At 60.6% G+C, this 25,224-nt stretch carries 24 protein-coding genes; 10 read left to right on the top strand and 14 right to left on the bottom strand.

Going from position 1 to position 25,224, the window contains the following annotated elements:
* From hfq to ACA053_RS02575, 6 genes are all read right to left on the bottom strand, one after another.
* Window positions 1-261: an RNA chaperone Hfq gene (gene hfq / locus ACA053_RS02600; RefSeq protein ID WP_007902656.1), complete on the bottom strand. Its 261-nt coding sequence runs from the start codon at window positions 259-261 to the stop codon at window positions 1-3.
* Window positions 262-355: 94 nt separating this feature from the next.
* Complete coding sequence (gene miaA / locus ACA053_RS02595) at window positions 356-1,327, bottom strand: tRNA (adenosine(37)-N6)-dimethylallyltransferase MiaA (RefSeq protein WP_010464198.1); 972 nt, start codon at window positions 1,325-1,327, stop codon at window positions 356-358.
* Window positions 1,327-3,237, bottom strand: a complete 1,911-nt coding sequence (gene mutL / locus ACA053_RS02590; RefSeq protein WP_497394481.1) for a DNA mismatch repair endonuclease MutL — start codon at window positions 3,235-3,237, stop codon at window positions 1,327-1,329. Before mutL ends, miaA begins: the two co-directional genes overlap by 1 nt.
* A complete protein-coding gene (locus tag ACA053_RS02585; RefSeq protein ID WP_371922072.1) occupies window positions 3,234-4,613 on the bottom strand; it encodes an N-acetylmuramoyl-L-alanine amidase in 1,380 nt (459 codons plus the stop codon). The genes mutL and ACA053_RS02585 overlap by 4 nt, the downstream gene beginning before the upstream one ends.
* A gap of 48 nt (window positions 4,614-4,661) precedes the next feature.
* On the bottom strand, window positions 4,662-5,132 hold the full coding sequence (tsaE, locus tag ACA053_RS02580) for a tRNA (adenosine(37)-N6)-threonylcarbamoyltransferase complex ATPase subunit type 1 TsaE (RefSeq protein WP_109627699.1): 471 nt from the start codon (window positions 5,130-5,132) through the stop codon (window positions 4,662-4,664).
* Entirely contained in the window at window positions 5,120-6,619 is a 1,500-nt protein-coding gene (locus tag ACA053_RS02575) for an NAD(P)H-hydrate dehydratase (protein ID WP_497394480.1), read from the bottom strand. Before ACA053_RS02575 ends, tsaE begins: the two co-directional genes overlap by 13 nt.
* Window positions 6,620-6,682: 63 nt before the next feature.
* Between ACA053_RS02575 and queG the strand changes: the two genes are divergently transcribed.
* Window positions 6,683-7,747: a tRNA epoxyqueuosine(34) reductase QueG gene (gene queG / locus ACA053_RS02570; RefSeq protein WP_497315223.1), complete on the top strand. Its 1,065-nt coding sequence runs from the start codon at window positions 6,683-6,685 to the stop codon at window positions 7,745-7,747.
* 107 nt (window positions 7,748-7,854) lie between these two features.
* Here queG and ACA053_RS02565 read toward each other — a convergent pair whose 3' ends face one another.
* Together ACA053_RS02565 and orn are read right to left on the bottom strand one after the other, a co-directional pair.
* Window positions 7,855-8,466: a trimeric intracellular cation channel family protein gene (locus tag ACA053_RS02565; RefSeq protein WP_007945604.1), complete on the bottom strand. Its 612-nt coding sequence runs from the start codon at window positions 8,464-8,466 to the stop codon at window positions 7,855-7,857.
* Between the two features lie 232 nt (window positions 8,467-8,698).
* Window positions 8,699-9,241 carry an oligoribonuclease gene (gene orn / locus ACA053_RS02560; RefSeq protein WP_056746367.1) on the bottom strand — a complete coding sequence of 181 codons (543 nt, stop codon included), beginning with the start codon at window positions 9,239-9,241 and terminating at the stop codon, window positions 8,699-8,701.
* 107 nt (window positions 9,242-9,348) lie between these two features.
* Between orn and rsgA the strand changes: the two genes are divergently transcribed.
* From rsgA to ACA053_RS02540, 4 genes are all read left to right on the top strand, one after another.
* Entirely contained in the window at window positions 9,349-10,380 is a 1,032-nt protein-coding gene (rsgA, locus tag ACA053_RS02555; protein WP_010464204.1) for a small ribosomal subunit biogenesis GTPase RsgA, read from the top strand.
* Between the two features lie 211 nt (window positions 10,381-10,591).
* On the top strand, window positions 10,592-10,999 hold the full coding sequence (locus ACA053_RS02550; protein ID WP_131058803.1) for a TIR domain-containing protein: 408 nt from the start codon (window positions 10,592-10,594) through the stop codon (window positions 10,997-10,999).
* A gap of 3 nt (window positions 11,000-11,002) precedes the next feature.
* Window positions 11,003-11,962 carry a caspase family protein gene (locus ACA053_RS02545; protein ID WP_497394479.1) on the top strand — a complete coding sequence of 320 codons (960 nt, stop codon included), beginning with the start codon at window positions 11,003-11,005 and terminating at the stop codon, window positions 11,960-11,962.
* On the top strand, window positions 11,962-12,447 hold the full coding sequence (locus ACA053_RS02540; protein WP_497394478.1) for a toll/interleukin-1 receptor domain-containing protein: 486 nt from the start codon (window positions 11,962-11,964) through the stop codon (window positions 12,445-12,447). Before ACA053_RS02545 ends, ACA053_RS02540 begins: the two co-directional genes overlap by 1 nt.
* A gap of 42 nt (window positions 12,448-12,489) precedes the next feature.
* Here the strand turns inward: ACA053_RS02540 and ACA053_RS02535 are convergent, their stop codons facing one another.
* From ACA053_RS02535 to motA, 3 genes are all read right to left on the bottom strand, one after another.
* A complete protein-coding gene (locus tag ACA053_RS02535) occupies window positions 12,490-12,759 on the bottom strand; it encodes a hypothetical protein (protein WP_497394477.1) in 270 nt (89 codons plus the stop codon).
* A gap of 773 nt (window positions 12,760-13,532) precedes the next feature.
* Window positions 13,533-14,567, bottom strand: a complete 1,035-nt coding sequence (gene motB / locus ACA053_RS02530; protein ID WP_497394476.1) for a flagellar motor protein MotB — start codon at window positions 14,565-14,567, stop codon at window positions 13,533-13,535.
* Between the two features lie 3 nt (window positions 14,568-14,570).
* Window positions 14,571-15,422 carry a flagellar motor stator protein MotA gene (gene motA / locus ACA053_RS02525; protein ID WP_497394475.1) on the bottom strand — a complete coding sequence of 284 codons (852 nt, stop codon included), beginning with the start codon at window positions 15,420-15,422 and terminating at the stop codon, window positions 14,571-14,573.
* A gap of 166 nt (window positions 15,423-15,588) precedes the next feature.
* Between motA and ACA053_RS02520 the strand changes: the two genes are divergently transcribed.
* The 3 genes from ACA053_RS02520 to asd are packed head-to-tail and all read left to right on the top strand — an operon-like array spanning window position 15,589 to window position 18,865.
* On the top strand, window positions 15,589-17,127 hold the full coding sequence (locus ACA053_RS02520) for an HDOD domain-containing protein (RefSeq protein WP_497394474.1): 1,539 nt from the start codon (window positions 15,589-15,591) through the stop codon (window positions 17,125-17,127).
* Between the two features lie 43 nt (window positions 17,128-17,170).
* Window positions 17,171-17,986 carry a thiosulfate sulfurtransferase gene (gene rhdA / locus ACA053_RS02515; protein WP_497394473.1) on the top strand — a complete coding sequence of 272 codons (816 nt, stop codon included), beginning with the start codon at window positions 17,171-17,173 and terminating at the stop codon, window positions 17,984-17,986.
* An 18-nt stretch (window positions 17,987-18,004) separates the two neighbouring features.
* Window positions 18,005-18,865 carry an archaetidylserine decarboxylase gene (asd, locus tag ACA053_RS02510; RefSeq protein WP_497307402.1) on the top strand — a complete coding sequence of 287 codons (861 nt, stop codon included), beginning with the start codon at window positions 18,005-18,007 and terminating at the stop codon, window positions 18,863-18,865.
* A gap of 57 nt (window positions 18,866-18,922) precedes the next feature.
* Here the strand turns inward: asd and ACA053_RS02505 are convergent, their stop codons facing one another.
* Complete coding sequence (locus tag ACA053_RS02505) at window positions 18,923-19,324, bottom strand: lectin OAA family protein (protein ID WP_094469425.1); 402 nt, start codon at window positions 19,322-19,324, stop codon at window positions 18,923-18,925.
* A gap of 197 nt (window positions 19,325-19,521) precedes the next feature.
* On the opposite strand from ACA053_RS02505, the gene ACA053_RS02500 reads away from it, so the two are divergent.
* Window positions 19,522-21,300: a cyclic-di-GMP receptor FimW-related protein gene (locus ACA053_RS02500; RefSeq protein ID WP_497394472.1), complete on the top strand. Its 1,779-nt coding sequence runs from the start codon at window positions 19,522-19,524 to the stop codon at window positions 21,298-21,300.
* A gap of 39 nt (window positions 21,301-21,339) precedes the next feature.
* Here ACA053_RS02500 and serB read toward each other — a convergent pair whose 3' ends face one another.
* The gene (gene serB, locus ACA053_RS02495; protein WP_054053330.1) at window positions 21,340-22,554 is read right to left on the bottom strand and encodes a phosphoserine phosphatase SerB; all 1,215 of its coding nucleotides are present in this window, start codon (window positions 22,552-22,554) and stop codon (window positions 21,340-21,342) included.
* Between the two features lie 135 nt (window positions 22,555-22,689).
* Here serB and ACA053_RS02490 point away from each other — a divergent pair, with 135 nt between their 5' ends.
* Window positions 22,690-24,222 carry an AhpA/YtjB family protein gene (locus ACA053_RS02490; protein ID WP_497394471.1) on the top strand — a complete coding sequence of 511 codons (1,533 nt, stop codon included), beginning with the start codon at window positions 22,690-22,692 and terminating at the stop codon, window positions 24,220-24,222.
* Between the two features lie 252 nt (window positions 24,223-24,474).
* Here ACA053_RS02490 and ACA053_RS02485 read toward each other — a convergent pair whose 3' ends face one another.
* Window positions 24,475-25,188 carry a PqiC family protein gene (locus ACA053_RS02485; protein ID WP_497315190.1) on the bottom strand — a complete coding sequence of 238 codons (714 nt, stop codon included), beginning with the start codon at window positions 25,186-25,188 and terminating at the stop codon, window positions 24,475-24,477.
* Between the last annotated feature and the right edge of the window lie 36 nt (window positions 25,189-25,224).

The raw sequence follows: 25,224 nt of genomic DNA, 5'->3' as shown, positions 1-25,224 counted from the left end.
TCAGGCGTTACCTGGCTCAGCGTCACCTGCTTCGGATTCGGTTGCGCTAGGCAGACGAATTGGACGAACCGGCACCACTGTAGAGATAGCGTGTTTGTAAACCATCTGGCTGACGGTGTTTTTCAGCAGGATAACGAACTGGTCGAAAGACTCGATCGTGCCTTGCAGTTTGATCCCGTTGACCAGGTAGATGGACACCCCAACTTTCTCTTTACGTAAAGTATTCAAGTAAGGGTCTTGTAGCGAATGCCCTTTTGACATGTGCCGCACTCCTTTAAGGATTCAATATAAAAAATAGGTAAACAGATGGCTTGTGGCCGTCACACCCCCAAGGATAGACGGCAATTGCAAGGACTCAGCTCAATATGGAGATGGTCCCAAGGTATTTCAAGGCGCGCGGCAGATTGTCGCAATCCAAGCTGTCCAGCCAGTGTAAATCAGCCCAACTGCGCAGCCAGGTGAACTGACGTTTTGCCAATTGGCGCGTGGCAATGATTCCACGCTCCTGCATCTCGGCTTGTGTCAGCTTGCCATCCAGGTAGTCCCAGACTTGTCGGTAGCCTACCGCACGTATCGACGGCAACCCTGAATGCAGGTCACTGCGCTTACGCAGGGCTACGACCTCGTCAATGAATCCCTGTTCCAACATAACTGTGAATCTTTGTTTAATTCGCTCGTGCAGTACCTGGCGATTTGCCGGAGCAATGGCCAAGTTCGCGACAGTATAGGGCAATTGTTGCAGTCCCGAAGCGGCTGCTTCAGTACTTTGCGCACTTTGTCTCAGTCGCAGCTCGGTCATGCTCTGACCGCTGACGCGATAAACTTCCAGTGCTCGACTGAGTCGCTGGGGATCGTTCGGATGAATTCGCGCCGCCGATACTGGATCAACGAGCGCCAATTGTTCGTGCAGGGCTTGCCAGCCAAGGCGTGCAGCCTCTTCTTCGATCTGCGCGCGAACCTCGGGATCGGCCGCCGGCATTTCCGCCAGTCCTTCGACCAAAGCCTTGTAGTAGAGCATCGTGCCGCCTACAAGCAGCGGAATTTTGCCCCGAGAAGTGATCTCGGCCATCGCCTCAAGCGCATCACGACGAAAATCCGCCGCCGAATAGCTCTCCGCCGGGTCGAGAATATCGATCAACCGGTGCGGAAATTCGGCCAGAATCTCTTTCGAAGGCTTGGCGGTGCCGATGTCCATGCCGCGATAGACCAGTGCCGAATCGACACTGATCAGCTCGCACGGCAGGACCTTGGTCAGCTCGATCGCCAGATCAGTCTTGCCCGCTGCGGTCGGGCCCATCAGGAAAATCGCAGGTGGGAGCTGGCTCATCAACGACCGCGCAGGAACAGTTTGTCCAGATCGTCCAGGCCCAGTTGGGTCCAGGTCGGTCGGCCATGGTTGCATTGACCGCTGCGCTCGGTGTTTTCCATGTCACGCAGCAGACCGTTCATTTCCGGCAGCGCCAGACGCCGGTTCGCCCGAATCGCGCCGTGGCAGGCCATGGTGCCGAGCAATTCGTTCAGGTGCGCCTGGATGCGGTCACTGGTGCCGTATTCCATCAGGTCCGCCAGCACATCACTCACCAAGCGATTGGCTTCGGCTTGCTTGAGCAAGGCCGGAATCTGCCGGATCGCCAGTGTTTCCGGGCCGAGTCGCTGCAACTCAAAGCCCAGACGCTGGAACCACGCGACGTTTTCCTCCGCGCAATCGCCTTCGCGCTCGCTCACCGCCAACGATTCCGGCACCAACAGCGGTTGGCCGCTCAGGCCTTCGCTGGCCATGGCGATTTTCAGGCGCTCGTACATGATCCGTTCGTGGGCGGCGTGCATGTCCACCAGCACCAGCCCTTGGGCGTTTTCCGAGAGAATGTAGATCCCTTTGAGCTGCGCCAAGGCGTAGCCCAGTGGTGGAATATCGTCCTGTCCGGCTGGAAGTGCAGCAGCGTTGGCTTCTGGCAGCGGCGCAAAAAACTCCTTGTACGCCGCCTGAGCCTCAGCCGCCGGTACGCCGGACTGAGGACGCGGCGTGTATTGATACTGATAACCGGCGCCTGCGCCTGAGCCTGCCGGCGTATTGAACGAAGGTTGCGCCTGCGGCTGCTCCAGCAACGCGTTGGCCGCCAGACGCATTTCACCCTGCGGACCGAACTCGCCCGCATCGATACCGCTCGGTCGAACGATCGCCGTCGCCACCGGTGCAGCCAGGTGATCATCCGGACGGACATCGCCCAAGGCACGGTGCAAGGTGCCGTAGAGGAAATCGTGAACCATGCGCCCGTCACGGAAGCGCACTTCGTGCTTGGTCGGGTGCACGTTGACGTCGACACCGGCCGGATCGACTTCGAAAAACAGCACGAACGTCGGGTGCCGACCATTGAACAGCACGTCGCGATACGCCTGGCGCACCGCGTGGGCCACCAGTTTGTCGCGCACGGCACGGCCGTTCACAAAGAAATACTGCAAGTCCGCCTGGCTGCGGTTAAACGTCGGCAACCCGACCCATCCCCACAAGTGCAGGCCATTGCGCTCGATTTCGATCGGCATGGCCTGCTCGAGGAAACCCGAACCGCAGATGGCCGCCACTCGCCGGGCGCGGGCCGCGTCGTCATGGGCTTCGTGCAGGCTGAGGATGGTCTTGCCGTTGTGGCGCAAATGGAACGCCACGTCGAAACGTGCCAGCGCCAGACGCTTGATCACTTCTTGCAGGTGATCGAATTCGGTTTTTTCGGTCTTGAGGAATTTGCGCCGCGCCGGGGTGTTGAAGAACAGGTCGCGCACTTCCACCGAGGTGCCGACCGGATGGGCCGCGGGCTGGACGCGAGGCGCCATGTCCCGGCCTTCGGTTTCGACCTGCCAGGCCTGATCCGCATCCTTGGTGCGGGACGTCAGGGTCAGACGCGCCACGGAGCTGATCGAGGCGAGGGCTTCACCGCGAAACCCGAGGCTCATCACCTGTTCAAGGTCTTCGAGGTTGCGGATCTTGCTGGTAGCGTGTCGCGCCAGGGCCAGCGGCAGGTCATCGGCAGAAATGCCGCTGCCGTCATCGCGCACCCGCAGCAGCTTGACGCCGCCCTGCTCCACATCGACATCAATACGCTTGGCGCCCGAGTCGAGGCTGTTCTCCAGCAATTCCTTGATCACCGAAGCCGGACGCTCAACCACCTCACCGGCAGCAATCTGGTTCGCCAGTCGCGGGCTGAGCAGCTCGATGCGAGCCGTATGGGTCACCACCTGGTTCATTCTTTGGACGCCAGTTCTGTGCCGGGAATGGTCAGGGTCTGACCGATCTTCAGCTCGTCACTTTTCAGGTTATTGGCGCTGCGCAAGGTGGCCGGAGACACTTGATAACGCACGGCAATCATCGCCAGCGTCTCGCCCGGATTCACCCGATGGTCACGTGGACCCTGGGCGATCTTGCCGGAATCACGCAGCCAGGCAATGTAGGTGCCCGGTGGCGGGTTCTGCTGGAAGAACTGGCGCACGCCGCTGCTGATCGAACGCGCCAGCGCTTGCTGGTGGTTCGCTGCGGCCAGTTTGGAGGCTTCGTTGGCGTTGGAGATGAACCCGGTTTCCACCAGGATCGACGGGATGTCCGGCGACTTCAGCACCATGAACCCGGCCTGCTCCACGCGCTGTTTGTGCAGCGGCGTGACGCGACCGATGTTGCTCAAGACTTTCTGGCCAACGTTCAGGCTGGACGTGAGGGACGCAGTCATCGACAAGTCGAGGAGCACGCCCGCGAGCATGCGGTCCTTGTCGTCGAGGCTGACGTTGCCGGCACCGCCGATCAAGTCGGAGCGGTTTTCGCTATCGGCCAGCCAACGCGCCGTCTCCGATGTAGCGCCGCGATCAGACAGGGCAAACACCGACGCACCGAACGCAGCCGCCGAAGGCGCGGCATCGGCGTGGATCGAGACGAACAGGTCGGCGCCCTTCTTGCGGGCGATTTCGGTACGGCCGCGCAACGGAATGAAGTAGTCGCCGGTGCGGGTCAGTTCGGCGCGGAAGCCTTTCATGCCGTTGACCTGGCGTTGCAGTTCGCGGGCGATGGCCAGCACCACGTCTTTTTCACGCTGACCGCGAGAGCCGGAGGCACCCGGGTCTTCGCCGCCGTGGCCGGCGTCGATCACCACGATGATGTCGCGCTTGCCGGCAGGCGCAGGCGGCAGCTTAACGGCGGGTTCGACCGGAGTCACCGGCACCGGGGCCACCGTCGCGACGTTGGTCGGCGGCGGTATCGGCGCGGCATCGGCGGCGTTATCGAACAAGTCGACCACCAGGCGATTGCCATATTGGGCGTTTGGCGCCAGGGTAAAACTTTTTGGTGTGACGGCTTTTTTCAGGTCGATGACCACCCGCAGGTCGGTCGGCGTGCGTTGAGCCGAGCGCATGGCGGTGATCGGGGTATTGGCGCTGTTGACGTTCAGCGGCGCGCCAAGGGTGGCGCCATTGATGTCGATCACCAGCCGATCCGGGGAGGTCAGGGTGAAAACACTGTGTTGCACCGGCCCGGTCAAGTCGAACACCAACCGTGTGTTGTCCGGCGCCCGCCACAGGCGAACGCTGTTGACCTTAGTCTCGGCCACAGCGTCGACGGTCACCGCCAAAAACAACATTCCTACGGCAGCTACCATCGCGCGAAAGCGCATACCTGACCCCATCATTTAATTGGTTTCCAATGCCAAAGCGGCACACCAGGACTCGCCGCGCGAGCCTTGGGACAAAATTTTCAGCGAACGCCCGCTGTCTTGCGGGCTAATGGTAATGGTCAGGTCGGGCTTTGGCAAAAAGCCTGCACCCTTCTGGGGCCATTCGATCAGGCACAACGCGTCGTCCTCGAAGTAATCGCGGATGCCGAGGAACTCCAGCTCCTCCGGATCGACCAGTCGATAGAGGTCGAAATGGAAGGCCCGGATGTCGCCGATCTCGTAGGGCTCGACCAGGGTGAACGTCGGACTTTTCACTGCCCCGACATGCCCCAGGCCACGGATGATGCCCCGCGACAGCGTGGTTTTCCCTGCCCCCAGATCACCTTCCAGAAAAATCAGACCGTGCCCTTGGGTGGTTTGTGCGATGCGCGCGCCAAATGCGGTCATCGCCTCTTCATCGGCCAGGTACAGGGTTACTTCAGACACGGTGTTTGCTCCTCCAACAACTGACGAATGGCAGGGATCAGATCACTGGCCGCCAGCCCACGGCCCGATTTACCTTCTTGCGCGCCGGCATTGGCGTGCAACCAGACCGCCAGGCAGGCGGCGTCGAACGCGTCCATGCCCTGGGCCAGTAATGCGCCGACCAGACCGGCCAGCACATCACCCAAACCGGCGGTGGCCATGGCCGGATGGCCCTGATGACACAACGACAACCGCCCATCGGGGCTGGCGATCAGGCTGCCGGCGCCTTTCAGCACCACGACAGCTGTATATTTTTTGCTCAAAGCGTGAGCGGCAGCCGGGCGATCAGCCTGAACCTCGGCAGTGCATATCCCCAGCAAACGCGCCGCTTCACCCGGATGCGGCGTGATTACGCTGTCCTTGGGCAAGCTGACGTGGTTTGAAGCCAGCAAATTCAATGCATCGGCGTCCCAGACTTGCGGCAACGGTGCGTTGGCCGCCGCCGACAAAAGACCGCGCCCCCAGGCAGCCTGCCCGAGGCCTGGGCCGACCACCAGTACGGAAACCTTTTGCAGCAGTTCCATCAACTGATTGGCCGAGGAAGTGCCCAGCACCATGGCTTCGGGGATTCTCGCCAGTGCCGCAGGCACATGTTCACTGCGGGTTGCCACGGACACCATGCCCGCACCGCTGCGCAGGGCACTTTGTGCACTCAGCAGAATGGCGCCGCCGAAGCCACGGTCACCGCCGATCAGCAAGACGTGGCCGAATTTACCTTTATGAGACGTCGGCGCGCGGCCTGCCAGACGCGGCAGGTTACCGGCCGTCAGACGGAGAGCATCAATGTCGACCCCGTTAAAGGACTCGGGGGAGGCTTGCAGATCGTTGAACACCAACTCGCCGACCACATCCGCAGCGTCGCCCGTGAACAGCCCTAGCTTCAGACCAATGAAGGTCACGGTCAGATCAGCTCGAACTGACGAACCAAGCACGCGACCTGTATCGGCAGACAAACCCGACGGGATATCCACCGCCGCCACCGGAAGGCCACTGGCATTGATCGCTTTGATCACGCTCGCGTAAGGTTCTCGCACTTCGCCTGTCAAACCGGTGCCCAGTAAGGCGTCCAGAACAATTCCACGCAACTCGGACTGCGCGCTCCAACCCTGAACGGCAACGCCTTCAGAAAGGGCCTTGGCATGGGCCAATGCCGCATCGCCCTGCAAATGTTGGGGATCACCCGCCGCCAACACCCGCACATGCCATCCGGCTCGCCGGGCCAATACCGCCACCAGATAGCCGTCTCCGGCGTTGTTGCCATGACCGGCGACCACCGTCAATTCATTCGCCGACGGCCACTGACGGACCAACGCGCGCCAAGTCGCCCGCGCTGCGCGCTGCATCAATTCGAAGCCCGGCGTGCCGGCCGCGATCAGGTTCGCATCGAGGGCTCGCACGTGCGCGGCGCTGTACAGCGCGTCGGGTAAATCATCTTTAGTGTGCGGCATGCGTCTTCGGGCTCCGATGTCTGGCAGAATTATACGCACCTCAGCTCCGGTTTCTCTCGCCTCATGCCCGCTATTACCACAGACCTGCCCGCCCTCGCCCAATCCATCAAGGACTGGGGCCGCGAGCTGGGCTTTCAGCAAGTCGGCATCAGCGGCCTCGACCTGGCTGAGCATGAACAGCACCTGGAGCGCTGGCTGGCGGCCGGCTACCACGGCGAAATGGAGTACATGGGCGCCCACGGCAGCAAACGCTCGCATCCCGAAGAGCTTGTCCCCGGCACGCTGCGCGTGGTTTCCCTGCGCATGGACTACCTGCCCGGCGACACCCAAATGGCGCAATTGCTGGCCCAACCGGAAAAAGCCTACGTATCGCGTTATGCCTTGGGCCGCGATTACCACAAATTGATCCGTAAACGTGTGCAACAACTGGCAGAAAAAATTCAGGCGGTCATCGGGCCGTTCGGTTACCGCGCCTTCGTCGACAGCGCGCCGGTGCTGGAAAAGGCCATTGCGGAAAAGGCCGGCCTGGGCTGGATCGGCAAAAACACCCTGGTCTTGAATCGCAAGGCTGGCAGTTACTTCTTTCTCAGCGAGCTCTTTGTTGATCTGCCGCTGCCTGTCGATCCGCCGCACAGCACCGAACATTGCGGACGCTGCACGGCGTGCCTGGACATCTGCCCGACCAACGCCTTCGTCGGCCCGTACGTGCTGGACGCCCGGCGCTGCATCTCTTACCTGACCATTGAACTGAAAAGCGCGATCCCCGAAGACTTGCGGCCGCTGATCGGTAATAGGGTGTTCGGCTGCGACGACTGCCAGATCGTCTGCCCATGGAACCGCTTCGCCCGCCCGTCCGGCGAAAGCGACTTCAAGCCACGGCATAACCTGGACAACGCCGAGTTGGCCGAACTGTTCATGTGGGACGAGGATAAATTCCTCAGCAGCACCGAAGGTTCACCGCTGCGCCGCGCCGGTTACGAGCGGTGGTTGCGCAATCTGGCGGTGGGATTGGGGAATGCGCCGTCGAGCATTCCGGTGCTGGAAGCGTTGAAGGCGCGCCGCGACTCCCCATCAGAGTTAGTCCGCGAACACGTCGAATGGGCTCTGAAACAACACGGACTCCTGTAGCAGCTGCCGAAGGCTGCGTTCGGCTGCGGAGCAGTCGTCATCCTGCAAAGCGAGTCCTGCGGCCTCGAACGCAGCCTTCGGCAGCTGCTACAGGGCCCGTGCGTAAATCAGGCCTCGTCGTTATAAACGAACTTCGGCATTTCCCAGTGAAAACGAATCGCGAGTAACCGCAGCAGGAAACCGCCAAACAAGGTGATCAGAATCGCCTGTTCGCCGGGTAATTGCAGATAAATGCAAAGCATGTAGCACCACGCCGCAGCGAACGAGACGCTGGCATAGAGCTCGCGGCGGAAGATCAGCGGGATGTCGTTGCAGAAGATGTCGCGCAGGATGCCGCCGAACACCCCGGTGATCACGCCGCTGACCGACGCCACCAACATGCCGTGGCCCATTTCCAGGGCGGTCATGCAACCGATCAGGGTAAACGCCACCAGACCCACGGCGTCGAGCACCAGAAACAGTGACCGCAGGTGGCGCATCCAACGTGCAGCGAAGACGGTGAACATCGCCGCTATCGAGGTCAGCACCAGGTATTCCGGGTGTTTGACCCAAGTCAGCGGGTAGTGACCGAGCAACACGTCACGCACCGAACCGCCGCCGAGCGCCGTGATGCACGCGATCAGCACCACGCCAAACCAGTCCATACCGCGACGTCCGGCGGACAGGGCACCGGTCATGGCTTCGGCGGTGATGGCGATCAGGTAAAGCATCAGCAACATGGTGGCGGTCCTTGCAGGAAGGCGCGCAGTCTAGCCATTTAGTCCCGGCACCAAAAGAGGGCAACAGAAAGCACTACACGCAACCCGTGGCGAGGGGATTTATCCCCGTTCGGCTGCGTAGCAGTCGTAAATCCATAGCCTGCGGTACGTCTGATACACCGCAGTTGCAGGTTTTTGGACCGCTACGCGATCCAACGGGGATAAATCCCCTCGCCACAAAGGCGCCGCCGGGTCAGAACTTGATGAAGTGCTTGCGGTAGTGCTGCAGCTCGGCGATGGATTCGCGGATGTCGTCCAGCGCCAAGTGGGTGCTGCCTTTTTTGAAGCTGTCGCGCACGTCCGGCGCCCAGCGTGCGGCCAGCTCTTTGAGCGTCGACACGTCGAGGTTGCGGTAGTGGAAGAAGCTCTCCAGGGATTTCATGTGGGTATAAAGGAAGCGACGGTCCTGGCAGATGCTGTTGCCACAGATCGGCGACTTGCCCTTCGGCACCCATTGTTCCAGGAAGGCGATGGTCTCGGCTTCCGCTTCAGCCATGCTGATACGGCTGTCGCGAACTCGCTGGGTCAGGCCCGAGCCGCCGTGTTGACGGGTGTTCCACTCGTCCATGCCGGCGAGGATCTCGTCGCTGTGGTGAATGGCGATCACCGGCCCTTCGGCCAAGGTGTTCAGGTCACTGTCGGTGACGATGGTGGCCATCTCGATGATGACGTCGGTATCCGGGTTCAGACCGGTCATTTCCAGGTCGATCCAGATCAGATTCTGTGGGTTTTGCATGTGTCGGCTCCTAGGCAATGCTGCGCAGTTTAGCCTAGGGCGGCGCCCGGGCGTGCTAAACTCGCGGCCGTTTTACCTAATCGCTGCATTCTTGATACGGAACACCCATGGCCAAACGCCAACTCAATCGTCGTCAAAACTGGCGCATCGAAAAGATTCAAGGCGAACGCGCTGCCCGCGCCGCCAAACGCGAGTCCTCGGCTGTCGAGGCACTTGAGGGCGGCGACCTGGGTCCGGAACAGACCGGCCTGGTGATCGCTCACTTCGGTGTGCAGGTCGAAGTCGAAGCCCTTGAAGGCGAACTGGCCGGCGAAGTGTTCCGTTGTCACTTGCGCGCCAACCTGCCTGCGCTGGTGACCGGCGATCAGGTGGTCTGGCGTGCCGGCAACCAGGGCATCGGTGTGATCGTGGCGCAACTGCCGCGTAAAACCGAACTCTGCCGTCCGGACAGCCGGGGCCAGCTCAAGCCTGTCGCGGCCAACGTCGACATGATTGTCATCGTCTTCGCCCCGCTGCCCGAGCCTCACGCGAACCTGATCGACCGTTATCTGGTCGCCGCCGAGCACGCAGGGATTCGTCCACTGCTGCTGCTCAACAAGTTCGACCTGATCGACGAGCAGAACGCCCCCGCCCTGAATGCCTTGCTGGCGGTTTACCGCACGCTGGGTTACCCGGTGCTGGAAGTCTCGGCGCACCACGGCAACGGCATGGAGCAACTTCAAAAACAATTGGACGGACGCATCAGCGTCTTTGTCGGCCAGTCCGGCGTCGGCAAGTCCTCGCTGGTCAACAGCCTGCTGCCGGAAGTCGAAGCGCGGGTAGGTCCGTTGTCCGAGCTGTCCGGCCAGGGCACCCACACCACCACGACCGCGCGGTTGTTCCACTTCCCCGGTGGCGGTGAGTTGATCGACTCCCCGGGTATCCGCGAATTCGGCCTTGGCCACGTCAGCCGCGCCGACGTCGAAGCCGGTTTCATCGAGTTCAACGACCTGATTGGCACCTGCCGCTTCCGCGACTGTAAACACGACCGCGAACCGGGTTGTGCATTGCTCAAGGCGCTGGAAGAGGGCCGCGTGCAGCAGCAACGGATGAACAGCTACCGCTCGATCATCGCCAGCCTGCCCGAAACCAGCTACTAAACAGACACTCCAGCCGCTCCGATGCAGACGGGGCGGCGGGTTGTTCGTTGCTTCCTGCAAATCCCCCGCCGATTAAACGTCAGACTGATCTGTAGGGCATTTTCGCGCCTGTTTGAAGGACCCGTCTCTTTAACCGCGCAGCCCTTGTTGCGGCCATCCAAGTGCATACATTCAAGCCCTCTTCGCACTCCGGCGATACCGAGGGATATCCATGCAAACCTATCATTTGTTCATCAGCCATTCGTGGAACTACTCCGATGCCCACGACAATCTGGTAAAGCTACTGACAGCGCACCCAACGTTCACCTTCAAGAATTTCTCCGTACCGCCGCATAACCCGATCATCGGCGCCCAGACCGACAAACAACTGGAAGAAGCCATCGAAAACAAGATCCGGCCGTGCTCGGCGGTGCTGATCATGGCGGGCATGTATTCCACCTACAGCAAGTGGATCAACAAGGAAATCGAGATCGCCAAACGAATGGGCAAGGTGATCATTGCGGTCAAACCCTTTGGTGCAGAGCGGATTTCTGCCGTAGTGCGCCAGGCCGCACATGCCGAATGCGCCTGGAACACCAACAGCATCATCAGTGCCATTCGCACTCACGCGGCGGGGTAAGTCATGCGCAAGGGATTGTTCATCGGGATCAACCATTACGCCCACGTTTCCCCATTGAGCGGATGCAACAACGACGCGATGGCCATGGCCTCGGTGCTGGAGCGTCACGCCAACGGGCGGCCGAACTTCAGCAGCAAGGTGCTGACCTCAGCCGAAGATGACCTTTCGCTGACGGCGATGAAGCAGCACATCCAAAGCCTGTTTTCCGGCGATTGTGATGTGGCGCTGCTGTATTTCGCCGGCCATGGCCAGTTCGATACCAGCATCGACGAGGGGCTGCTGATCCCTCAGGACTTTGCACCGGGTGGCGACGGCATTCGCATCAGCGACATATTGAGTTGGGCGGACAACGCCCCACACATCAAGAACAAAATCATCATCCTCGACTGTTGCCAGGCCGGCGCAGCCGCCGCGATGCGCGGGTTACGCGGCGGCAGCAGCGTGATCGGCGAAGGCATGACCATTCTCACCGCCTGCAAAAAAGATCAGGTTGCACTCGAAGGTCGCGGCCACGGTGTGTTTACCGATCTGCTGCTGCAAGCGCTGCATGGCGGGGCCGCCAACGTATTGGGCAAGGTCACCCCCGGCAGCGTGTATTCGTTCGTCGACAATGCGTTGGGCGCGTGGGAACAACGGCCAGTGTTCAAGACCAACGTCTCGCAATTTGTCCCCTTGCGCGAGGTCACGCCACTGATCGCCGAAGAGACTCTGCGCAAACTCAAAGACTGGTTCCCGGAGCCCAGCCATGTCTTTGCGCTCGACCCCAGCTACGAACCCACCGAAACATCGTTCGACCCGGACCACGGCGAAGTCTTCGCTCAGCTGCAAAAGTGCAATCGCCACAGCCTGATCGAACCGGTGGACGCCGAGCACATGTACTACGCCGCCCTCCATTCCACCGGCTGCCGCCTCACGGCCCTCGGCACCTATTACCGCGAACTCGCGATCAAGGGACATTTCTGATGCCTGTGTTTATCAGCTATCGCCACACCGACCGAGCCCAGGCAATGGTCATCAATGCGCGCTTGAAACAGGCAAACATCAAAACCTATCTCGATGTGCTGGACACCGAATCCCAGCAGACCGACGACATTACCGCCGTCATCACCCGCAACATTACCGAATGCACGCACTTGCTGGCGGTGGTCTCGCAGGAGACGGCCATGTCCTGGTGGGTGCCGTTCGAAATCGGAGAAGCGACCATCAGTGATCGACGGATCTGCTCCTACAAGATCGGGGCCAGCGCGCTGCCGCTGTACCTCGATAAATGGCCGAAACTGAGCAACGATGTCGACCTCAACTTTTTCATCGATGCCTACCGCAAAGAGTCCATGTCCAAACGTTCAATAGGAATGGAGTCCTTCAGCGAATCCGTTCGCGGCACCTACAAGAGTGATGCCGACCTATTTCACGACCAGCTCAAGAACCGCATTCGTCGCGGCTTCTGACAGGCACAAAAAAGCCGCGATCATCTCGCGGCTTTCTGTTCTTCAGAGTACGGCTTTTTCCAGCTTCCAGCCTAAGGCATCCAAGGCGTCACAGCCGTCTTGAATCAACATGTGCGCAGCATTGGCGAAATGCTCCAGGTCGTGACCTTCGGCGTCTTTTATACACAGGCACACGACGCTGTTGAGCAGGTTACGGGCGGCTTTGATTCGGTGAGTAGCGGTTTCAAGAAGGTCGGAAACTTTGGCTTCGGTGTCGATGAACAGCGTCGGGCCGACGCTGAAATTGCCTTGGAGCGGGTGATATTTGGACATGACTTGAATCTCATCTGATAGGTGAAACTCCCACCCTTTCGCGGCTAAACGAATTGGGGTGGTAGCTGTGCGCGGGTTAGCCGACCGGACAGATGAACCCGGCACACCCTGAGGTGTCCCACGCACAGCCACCATAGACATAGATGCCAGGCAGCAAAAACGCCGCGATTATACGGGCGCTTGTGCATCATCTGATACGACCGGCTAAAGTCGATCACCGATTTGTCGGCGACAGCGAAACTATAGGCAGATGCCTGCAAGTCTGAGAACCCCGCCACAAAATTTCAGACCGTTCCTACAACTTCTAATCTCACCAGCAAACCGGTTCCAACAGGGAAACACCCCCAGAAAGTCAGGTCGGCTATTAGGCCGCCTCGGGATGCTGTTGCGTTGCACGCCCCCTCGAGAGGCCGAGTGGAGGTTCTGCGCAGTGGGCAACCCGGCATGGATGCCGGGTTAGCCGCCCCCGGCCATGGATGGCCGATGGCGGCGGGCCCACGGAGCAGGACCGGAGCGAGGCACCGAACGTCAGGGGCAAGAGCCCTTGGTTACTTGGGGCTTTTCCAAGTGACTCGCTGTAAGAGCGAAACCATAGGCGGCCGTTACCGCAGAAATGGATATGTACACCGCCCTCCCCCCGTCGCCTGACACAAAGCCTTCGCGAGCAGGCTCGCTCCCACAGGGACCATGCCCACGCTAAAAATGCAGTGACGTCCAATCCTGTGAAAGCCGCACAAAAAAGCCGACATCTCTGTCGGCTTGATTGTTGTGGATCACTGCTTCGGCGGCTCACCCGGTTTCGGCGCCGGGTCTTCGAAGATATTCAAACGCTCACGAAGCTCATGCGCCGGCAGCGGTTGTTTATCCGCCGGCAATGCGTTTGGATCGACTGGTGTTGGCGGCACTTCGCCCGGTCCACCCTGGCCTTGCGCTGGCGTTGGCTCCGGCGCAGGTTCAGCGCCTTGCGAACCTTCGATGGCGCGTTGGGCTTTTTTGGTCAGCACCACGATGTCGATCCGGCGGTTGACCGGGTTGAACGGGTTCTCGCGGTCGAACAGCGCGGACGAGGCATAACCGACCACCCGCGCCACTTGCTGATCCGGATAGCTGCCGGCGACCAGCGCGCGGCGGGCGGCGTTGGCACGGTTGGCCGAGAGTTCCCAGTTACCGAAATCACCGGTGCCCGAGTACGGCTTGGCATCGGTGTGGCCGCTGATGCTGATCTTGTTCGGCACCGCTTTGATGGTGTCGGCCATGGCCAGCAGGATGTCTTCGAAATACGGTTTCAGGCGCGCACTGCCGGAATCGAACATCGGCCGGTTTTCCGCGTCCATGATCTGGATGCGCAAGCCGTCCTGTGTGATTTCGAACTGGATCTGGTCCTTGAATTTTTGCAGCAGCGGGTTTTCATCGACCTTGTTCTGCAACTCTTGCAGCAACAGTTCCAAGCGCTCCTTCTCCACCTGCTCGGCCATGCCTTCGACCTGGTCGGTGTCGACGGTGACTCGGTCCGGCTGCGGCTGAGACTTCACCTCGGGGTTGAGGGTGTTCTCCGGTGCCAGGGTCGGGGAGCCGCCCAAATCGATGATGTACGGCGTGCCGCTTTCGGAAAAACCGACCGGGTCCTTGAAGTAACCGGCGATGGCGATCTTCTGTTCCGGCGTGGCGGTGGACAGCAGCCACAGCACCAGGAAGAACGCCATCATCGCCGTCGCGAAGTCAGCGAAGGCGATTTTCCATGAGCCCCCGTGATGCCCGGCCGCGTATTTTTTTACGCGCTTGATGATTATCGGCTGGTTATTTTCCATGACTTAGCGACCGCGAACCGCTTGTTCCAGCTCAGCGAAGCTAGGACGGTGCGCCGGGTACAGAACCTTGCGGCCGAATTCCACCGCCAGCGATGGCGGCATGCCGGAAGCCGAAGCGACCAGCGAGGCCTTGATGGCTTCGTAGACGTTCAGTTCTTCCTTGGCATCGTGGGCCAGGGCATGGGCCAATGGGCCAAAGAAACCGTAGGCGGCGAGAATACCGAAGAAGGTACCCACCAGTGCCGCCCCCACGTGCAGGCCGATCATTTTCTGATCGCTTTCACCCAGGGAGGCCATGGTCACCACGATACCCAATACGGCCGCGACGATACCGAAGCCGGGCATGGCGTCGGCGATGCCGTTCACCGCATGGGAAGGATGATCCAAATCTTCCTTGAGACTGGTCAGCTCCATGTCGAACAGGCCTTCGAGCTCGTGGGGAGCCATGTTGCCGGAGGACATGATGCGCAGGTAATCGCAGATGTACGCGGTCATGCGGTCATCTTTCAGGACCGCCGGGTACTTGGCGAAGATCGGGCTCGCGGCGGCGTCTTCAATGTCGCCTTCGATCGCCATCATGCCTTCGCGGCGGCTCTTGTTGAGGATCTCGTAGATCAGGCCCAGCACTTCCAGATAGAACGTGTGGTTGAACCGCGAGCTGAACATTCCCAGGGCTTTCTTGAGAACGAGTTTGAACATGTGACCAGGGTTGGCCTGCAGGAATGCACCGAGGGCCGCACCACCGATAATCATCACCTCGAAAGGTTGAATCAGGGCGGCAATCTTGCCGTGGGAGAGCACGTATCCGCCGAGCACGCTCGCGAATACGACGATGATGCCGATTATTTTAGCCATAGGTAGGAGAGCACTTACTGAGTCGGGTTCAAGGTCATATTCGGAAGTTAAAAAATCTCTTCTTCTACTTATCGGCAAAACTGCGCCAGACTATAGCCCGTTCAAGCGAAAAGCTAATTTAGCCCTCTGGGGGCATAGGTAATGCAGACGATGATCACGTCCAACCATGGCTAACGAAACGAACACCCCAACCCCAAAACCGACCACGCTTGAAGGCTGGGTAAAGCTTCTCGACGGCGTGCGCCTGCCGGTTCCACAAGACAGTCACGACCGTGTCTGCAAAGCCCTCGGCGACAACCGCAGCTCACTGCGCGACATCGCCGAATTGTTGCAGGACAGCCCGGCCCTGGCCTTGAGCGTGATTCGCGAAGCCAATCGCCACACCCACGGCAGCATGACCGAGCCGGCGGAGAACCTTGAGGTGGCGATCAATCGCCTCGGGTTGAAACGCACCGAAGAATTGCTCGCCCGGCTGCCTGCCGAACCCCAATCACAGATACCCGTGGCGCTGCGTCAGCTCCAGCTGATCAGCCAGCATGCAACCCAACAGGCCAACGGCTTTTTCGCCGGTCGCCTGGCGCGGCTCTGGCAGGACATCCATTGGGGCAGCCTGTTGTTCCTCTCGCCGCTGTGGCCGATGGCATTGACTCATCCGCAATTGCTCGAAGAGTGGGAGCTGCGGGTCATTCATAAAGGCGAGTCAGCACGCAAAGTCGAAAAGGAATTGTTCGGTGTTCGCCTGCTGGACATCTGCCAGGCGCTGGTGGATGTCTGGCGCCTGCCGATCTGGGTGCAACAAGGTTATCGACTGCTGCTCAACGAGCAGCGCGAACTGGTCAAAGTGCTGCGCATTGCCCGGGACAGCGAGCACCCTCTGCGCCAGCAAAACCGTCTCGATGACGATCCGACCCTGCGTCGCTGGCTCAATCAGCCGGCCAATACCGTGCTGCTGGCCAACGGCCTGGCACTGTCGGCGCAACAGGCCTGGGACAGCCCGCACAGTGAGCGCTGGCAATACCTGACCAGCCTTTACCTGCAAATGCCGATGAGCGACGTGCAGCAGCAATTGCACCAACAAGCTGCCAACAGCGCACGCCAACATGCAATGCCGGACATCTGGCACCCCGCCGTATCGCTGATCTGGCCTTCGGGCATGAACCGTATTCACGCCGGTTTGCTGCCGGCAGCGGCACCGACCGCCGAAGATCTGACGGCATGGCGTAAACAATGTGCCGAGCTGCTGGTCGAGCCGAGCCGCTTCACCAACGCCATGCACTTGACCACCTCGGCCCGGGACGCGCTGGTCGCCTGCGGCATGCGGCGGGTGATGATTTTGATGGCCGACCGCACCCACGCCAATTTGCGCGCTCATCAAACCGCCGGACTGCCGAAGGAAGCGGCGGGGCTGAACCTGGTCGTGAGTCAGAGCACCGTGCTGCAACGATTGCTCTCGCAACAGGCCCAGGTGCGATTGACCCCGGCCAACAACGCCCAGTTCTCGGCGTTGCTACCCGCCAGCCTGCGCGCACAGTTTCGCGGCGAACACCTGCTGCTGCGCTCGCTGGTCAACAACGGTCGGGTGATCATGGTGGTTGTGGCGGATCAGGGCGGCGGGCCCTTTTCGGAAATTACCGTACAAGCCTTTGGCAAAACCGCGCAGTGCATTGAAAAGGCACTCCATAGCTTTAGCCAACGCGGTCAATGAATGCTGCGCTACAATCCTCCCCTTTGTGCTCTGGAGACCTCACATGTCTGACTTCTCTGGCTTGGCGCTGGTCATCGAGCCGAGCGACTTGCTCCCTCGCCTTGAGTCCCGCGAACTGATTCTGGTAGACCTGACCAGCAGCGCCCGCTATGCCGAAGGGCATCTACCCGGCGCGCGCTTTGTCGACCCCAAGCGCACGCAACTCGGGCAAGCGCCCGCGCCGGGGCTGATGCCGCCGCAAGCGGCACTCGAAGCATTGTTCGGTGAGTTGGGACATAACGCCAATGCGACCTACGTGGTCTATGACGACGAAGGTGGCGGCTGGGCCGGGCGCTTTATCTGGCTGCTCGATGTCATCGGCCACCGCAACTACCACTATCTCGACGGTGGCCTGACGGCCTGGCTGGCAGAAGGCATGCCCATGTCGATCCAGATCCCGGCCCCCGTTGGCGGCCCGGTTGCGTTGACCCTGCACGACGAACCGACCGCCACCCGTGAATACCTGCAAAGCCGTCTCGGTGCCGCCGACCTCGCAGTATGGGACGCGCGCGGCCCACTGGAATACTCCGGCGAGAAAGTCCTGGCAGCCAAGGCCGGGCACATTCCCGGCGCAGTGAATTTCGAATGGACGGCCGGCATGGATCAGGCGCGCAACTTGCGCATCCGCACGGACATGCCGCAGATCCTGGAACAACTCGGCATCACCAAAGACAAAGAAGTCATTACCCACTGCCAGACTCACCATCGCTCTGGCTTCACTTATCTGGTGGCCAAGTCCCTCGGTTATCCGCGGGTCAAAGGCTACGCCGGTTCCTGGGGCGAATGGGGCAACCATCCCGACACGCCCGTAGAGATTTAAGGTTTTTAAGGACAGTTAATGAATAAGCGTCTGTTTATCCTCAGCCAATACCTGCTGCCTCACCACTTGCTCTCGCGACTGGCCGGCTGCATTGCCGAATGCCGCGTGCGCTGGTTCAAGAACGCCTTCACCGCCTGGTTCGCCAAGCGCTACCAGGTGGACATGTCCCAGGCGCTGGTCGAAGACCTGACGGCTTACGAGCACTTCAACGCATTCTTTACTCGCGCCTTGAAAGACGGCGCTCGCCCACTGGACGAAACCCCGGGCGCGATCCTCAGCCCGGCCGACGGCGCGGTCAGCCAGCTCGGCCCGATCGAACACGGCCGTGTGTTCCAGGCCAAGGGCCACAGCTTCAGCGTCCTGGAGTTGCTCGGCGGTGATGCCGCGAATGCGGCGCCGTTCATGGGCGGCGATTTCGCGACGATTTACCTGTCGCCGAAGGACTACCACCGCGTGCATATGCCGCTGGCCGGCACCTTGCGCGAGATGGTCTACATCCCGGGCCGGATTTTCTCGGTCAACCAGACCACCGCCGAAAACGTGCCGGAACTGTTCGCTCGCAACGAGCGTGTGGCGTGCATTTTCGACACCGAGCGCGGGCCGATGGCCGTGGTGCTGGTGGGCGCGATGATCGTGGCGTCGATCGAAACCGTGTGGGCCGGGCTGGTGACGCCGCCGAAACGCGAGCTGAAAACCTTCCGTTACGACGAAGCCGCCCGCGCGCCGATCCATTTGGAAAAAGGTGCGGAATTGGGTCGCTTCAAACTGGGTTCGACCGCTGTCGTGCTGTTCGGGCCGGACCAGGTGAAATGGGTTGAAGGGCTTGGCGCCCTGTCGCCCGTGCAAATGGGCCAGGCGCTGGGCCTGCCGAACGCCTGATCTGGCTAATCCGCCCCGTCGAACGTCTTCGAAGGGGCGGACATTTCGGTAGCGCCGTTACTCTATCTGTCCACGGAAGCCGATCGGCCCTTCGTTGGCGTAGGTATTGGTGCCACTGAGGTTTTTCCCTCCATCATTGGAGGTGACGCTCAACGCGACAACGTTCTGATTATCACGGCCGCCGATGACCCACTTGCCACCCGGATGCCATGGAGCGTCGTTGCCGCCCCACTGATTTTCCACGTTGTACTGGTTCTGGCCCGTGCGCTGAGCCTTGAAGCCAATGGGACCTTCACCCGCGTAAGTCATGGTGCCGGTGAAGCTCTTCCCGCCATCGCCCGATTTGATCTCGATCGCGACCACGTTCTGGTTGTCCCGCGCGCCTAACGTCCAGTCTCCGCCCGGATGCCAGGGTGCCGAACTACCGCCCCATTGATTTGCCACTACGTATCTAGACATAAACTTCATCTCCTTGAAGTTACAAGAGACCTGCCCTGCGTAGGCAGCAGGCCGCACGACCGTGCGTATCCAGTCGCACGTGTGTCAGATTAGTAGTACGCACGAGCGGGACTCGGCTGACAGACAAACGGTCGACATCCGTAGGTGCTACAGTCAGGTCATTCACTGCCCATTTCCCGGTTGGAGTTTTCCACGGCATGAATGAGACCAGTCCTCACCTGCTGCTGCGTGCGCCGATCCCGACGCAGTTGCGCCTGACATTCTGTGAACCGACGCCACGCGACCTCAAGCGCTGGATCGCCAACCTGCCCAAAGCCAACATCGGCGAAACCGCTCGCCTGCTCTATCAAGGCTTGAGCGAACTCAACCAACTGCTCACCCCCAGCGACAATCGCCTGCAACTGCTCGAACTGTTGCGACCCGAGGTGTATTACGTCTGCAAACACCTGGAGCGGCATTTCCTGCATCAGGCGATTGTGCTCGACGAGCGTTCGCGCAAGATCGCCAACCTCTGCCAGGCCCTGCAAAGCCACTTGGCGATTGGCTACAAACAGATCGTCGTACGCATCACTCCGCGCTTCAGCAAGGATCGAGCCTCGTTGCTTACCCAAGCGCTGCAGCGGGCGATCCATTGCCTCAACGGCCCGCTGATTCGCTCGACTCAACTGTATTGCCCGGTGCCGGAAGGCCTGTGGCTGGAGCTGCATCAGCTGTATCGGATCGCTTGCGCACATAAACTCCAGCACCTGAGCCTGCGCGATGAACTGGCCAGCCAGACGCAAACCCTGAGCATCGAACAGACGTACGTGACCGCCCTGCTGCTGGGCGCCTCACGCTGCAATCAGCTGCGCCAGAACCAGATCGCCCGGCTCGCCGAGGTACTGGAGCCCTGGAGCCGATGGATCAAGTTGCAGCCCGGCCAGCCCGCTGACGGATTGTTTGCCGTCGCGCCGGACCTCGACACCGGGCCGCGCTATCGTTCGAAGTTCAGGGCCGAGCAGCAGGACAGTTTGCTGGGGATTGATCCGCAGCCACTGGTCGACGCCATCGAAGCGCATTTGCAAGGCGCTGTCGGCACACCGCCGCTGCCCGTGCCGTCCGGGCTCAGCCTGGATACGCTGCAACATCTGCATGCCGCCTGGGGACAGGCGGCCGAGCGCAGTTTTCAACGCACCGTCGGCCACGGCACCTTGACCCTGTGCGTGGGCATGAGCGCGCTGCACTTCTATCTGGGCGGGGAGCGTTCGTTCAGCGATATTCTGAAAAACCCCGGCACCCGGATCGCGCAGTTCTCGGCAACGTCTCCGACAGGGCGGGAAAGCGATCAATGGAGCAAGGCGTTCGACGCGGCGCCCCACGCCACCGCCGATGCCTTGCTGCCCTACGAAGAAATCGAATACCCGCACCTTCAGAACGACGACAGCAATGAAGCGGCTGATAGCAATCGGCATTTTCCAACGTACGCGCTGCCGGTCATCAACCACAGCCCCGGCGGTTATTGCCTGGCGTGGCCCAACGCAGTGCCCGCGGAGTTGCAGGCTGGCGAGATGGTCGGCATCCAGGATTCTGTCAATCTGGGCTGGAGTATTGCGGTGGTGCGCTGGATTCGTCAGGTGCGGGGCGGTGGTACGCAAATGGGGATCGAACAGGTCGCGCCGTACGCGGAGCCTTGCGGACTGCAACTGGTGCGAACGCGGGACGATCATAGTCAGTATTTACGTGGCCTGTTACTGCCGGAAATCAGCGCCATCGACCTGCCCGCCACGCTACTCGCCCCGCGCCTGCCCTTTCAGGAAGGCAACAAAGTGCTGATCAACACCAACGGCCAGGAACGCCGCGCCGGGCTGGATCGGCGGGTGGCAAGCACCAACAGCTTTAATCAGTTTGCTTATCGCTCGCTGGAGGCAAGCAGAAACGACAACGCCGCAGGGAGCGGCGCTGAGGAGGATTTTGATTCGTTGTGGAAGTCGCTTTGAAGGTGAATCCAATACCTGTGGCGAGGGCCCAGTCAGGCTTCAGAGCTGCCCGTCACGATCCCGAAAGCCCAGCAGATAAAGCACGCCATCCAGCCCGAGGGTGGAAATCGCCTGCTTCGCCGATTGCTTCACCAACGGTTTGGCCCGGAACGCCACGCCCAACCCGGCAATCGCCAGCATCGGCAAATCGTTGGCACCGTCACCGACTGCAATGGTCTGCTCCAGGCGCAAACCTTCCTTGTGCGCCAATTCCTTCAGCAGATCCGCCTTGCGTTGCGCATCGACAATCGGCTCGACCGCCACGCCAGTGACCTTGCCGTCGACCACTTCCAGTTCGTTGGCAAACACGTAATCGATACCCAGCTTGGCCTGCAATTGCTTGGCGAAGTAGGTAAAGCCACCTGACAGGATCGCGGTCTTGTAGCCCAGACGCTTGAGCTCGGCGAACAGGGTTTCAGCGCCCTCAGTCAGACGCAACGAAGCACCGATGGAATCCAGCACGCTGACGTCCAGCCCCTTGAGCAAGGCCAGACGCTCCTTGAAGCTGGCGCGAAAATCCAGCTCACCGGCCATCGCTCGCTCGGTGATTTCCGACACCTGATCGCCCACGCCCGCGGCCTTGGCCAGTTCGTCGATCACTTCGGCTTCGATCAGCGTCGAGTCCATGTCGAATACCGCCAAGCGACGGTTACGGCGGAACAGCGAATCTTCCTGGAAGGCGATGTCGACGTTCAGTTCCTGGGCGACGCTGAGGAATTCGGCCCGCAACGCTTGCGGATCAGCCGCTTCGCCGCGCACGGAAAACTCGATGCAGCCCTTGCCCTTGTCGGCCGGGGTGTCCAATGGCATGCGCCCGGACAAACGATCGATGTGATCGATGTTCAGGCCATATTTTGCGGTAATGGAGCTCACGGCCTGCAATTGCCCGGCGGTCACTTTGCGGGTCAATAGCGTCACGATGTGGCGCTTTTTGCCTTGGTTGCCCACCCACTGCTGGTAATCCTCTTCGGAAACCGGGGTGAACCGCACTTGTTGATCGAGCTCGTAACCCTTGAACAGGATGTCCTTGAGCACCGACTTGCCTTGCTCGGTATCAGGAATTTCAACCAGGATGCCGAACGACAAGGTGTCGTGGATCACCGCCTGACCGATGTCGAGAATGTTCACACCACCCTGGGCCAGAACGCCGGTAATGGCCGCAGTCAGACCCGGTCGGTCGACTCCCGTGATGTTTATCAGGACGATTTCGCGCAAGGCGCACCCCCGCAAGTGGAAAAAAACCGCATTCTACCCACTTTCAGTGACCATCGGGCACCGTGAGCGCTTTGCCGGTCTAGGGCCTGTCGCTATACTGCGCGTCAACTTCACGGACAAAAGAGCCGAGCTCAAGTGAACCGGCCCACGCCAGTAAAAACCGATAACTTCTTTCTGCTGATCTTCCGTGCACTGCGCCACCGCCGTGTACCGATTGCATTGCGCATCGCCAGCCATAACGTGATCCTGGTCGCTCTGGCCCTGGTGATCTACGCCTGTGTGATGGGTTTGCAGTTCAAGCAGGCCATGCACGAGCAGGCCGATGCGCTGGGCGAAAGCCTGACCACGCAGACCGCCACCTCCGCCACGGAGCTGTTGGTGTCCAACGACATCCTCAGCCTCAACGTGCTGCTCAACAACCTGACCAAAAACAAGCTGGTGGCCCACGCCGCGATTTATAGCGTGGATAACCGCATCCTCGCCGAAGCCGGTCAGCGCCCCAAGCACAGCCTGCTGGGCGAAGCCGAGGGCATGTACCAGAGCAAGATCACCTTCCAGGACGTGACCGCCGGGCAACTGCGCATCAGTCTGGACATGGATCAGTTCCAGCAGCCGATGACCATCAGCCTGCAAAGCATGGGCATTTTGAGTGCAATCCTGCTAGCCCTGTCCCTGGCCTTGAGCCTGCGCCTGGGTCGGCACATCTCCACGCCGCTGCTGCAACTGCGGGTGTGGCTGCGCAATATCGACGAATACACCCCGGCCACCGAGCGCCAGGACGAGATCGGCGACCTGGCCCGTCAGCTGCACGCCAACTTCGCGCCGGAGCCGGCCGAGCCGGAACCTGTGCCGGAGCCGGAATACGACGAAAGCGACTACGAAGAGGCCGACGATAACGAGCCGACCTTCGAAGTGCGCAACCTGCGGGATCCGAGTTTCGATGAAAGCAAGCCGGTGGCCGGCCTCAAGCCTGCACCGCGGCGCAGTGTCAGCACCGTTGAAGACGACGATGACGATGATGCGTTTGCCGACTTGCGCGATGAATCGGCCGACGTTGCGCCTAAACCGATCGCAAAACCGGTGATCTCGAACGTGCCACAACACAGCGCCGTCCTGGCCGTGCAACTGGGCGCTCAGGATCAGCTGCGTCGTCTGCCTCGCACCCGCCTGGAAGAATTGCTGAAACGCTATCGCGATTGCCTCGATCAGGCGGCTTCGCTCTATCAGAGCGAACTGCACACCCTGAACGATGGCAGCACGCTGATGCTGTTCCACACCGAAGACAGCGGCGACGATTACCTGACTAACGCGATCTGCTGCGGTGAGTTGCTGCGAGCCTTGGGCCATCAGTTGCAGATCGAAGTCGCGGACAGTGGCATCACTCTGCAATTGCAGCTGGGCCTGACGCTGGGCGACGAGTTGTTCGGTCTGAGCCAGATCGACCTGCTGCTGACCGAAGCCGCTCAGGATGCCTTAGCCCTTTCGCAACACAGCCGCAACCTGCTGCTGGTGGAGCGCAAGATCAGTGACGACGCGCTGATTCGTCAGCGTGCGCGGATTCGCCCGATTGCGAGTCCTGAGGGCGCGTGTTGTGTGGAGCGGTTGATGGAGCCTTATCCGTCGATGCTGGAGCGGCAACTGGCGCGGATGCATGAGCGTCGGGCGTAAGCCTTAGCCCCTGATGTAAAGAGAAGCCCGCAGATGATCACTCGTCTGCGGGCTTTTTTGTTGCTGTTCCGGCCTCTTCGCGGGCAAGCCCGCTCCCACAGGTTTTGTGTCGTACACCTATCGCGCGAACGACGCCGGACCTGTGGGAGCGGGCTTGCCCGCGAAGAGGCCATCAGCAGCACCAGAGATCTCCAACCTCCAGAAACAACAAAGCCCGCATCACGGCGGGCTTTGTGTTGAATCAATCCAGGCTTAGAACCTGAACACTTCCATATCGGTCCGGATCGGCGAAGCCATCGGGATTTTCGGCTGCTTCTCTTGCTCGGCCGCGGGTGCAACAGGCTTCGGAGCAGGCTTCTTCGGCGCTTCTGCAATCGGCGGCTGATTAGCCAGCGGCTTGAGCGCCACCGACAACTGCTCGGCCAGACGCTGGAGCAAAACGCCCTGAGCCTGAACCTGGGCGGCCGTGCCGCCTGCATGCTGTTCCTGCAGGTGAATGATGCGGTTATCGCGAACTTGACCACGACGATCGATCAGACGCCATTGCGCATCGAGGATCGCCGGCTGCGATTCGCCCGAGTCCAGGCGAGTAATCGTCAGCAGCACCTGAACATCCGGTGTGAAGCCCAATGTTGCCGGTGCCAGCACCACGCGCTGGCTGTCCAGATGGCCCGCTACCTGACGCAGCAACAGCTGATCGATGTCGGAAGACAGGCTCCCCGCCCAACGACCGTCCTGCGATGCTTGAAGGCTGCCATCGGGTTGTCGCTGCAACAGGGTTTCGCGCTGCAGGTAATCCGCAACCGTTACCGGGCCCAGCAAAACCGCCATACCCGCACTTTGCGCAGGCTGAGCCGGACTTCCGCTGTCCAGCTGATACAGCGACACCGGTTGGTGAACGCTGCAACCCGCCAGGCCAAGAACGCCGGCGAGCATCAAAATAAAAGGAAGGCGCAGAGCAGTCATCGTCCCATCCAGGTGGTTGCCACAAGGCTCACCACA

The organism is Pseudomonas sp. LBUM1672, assembly GCF_059695655.1.
The sequence above is the reverse complement of the archived record's forward strand: the minus strand, read 5'-3'. Positions and strand labels throughout refer to the sequence as shown.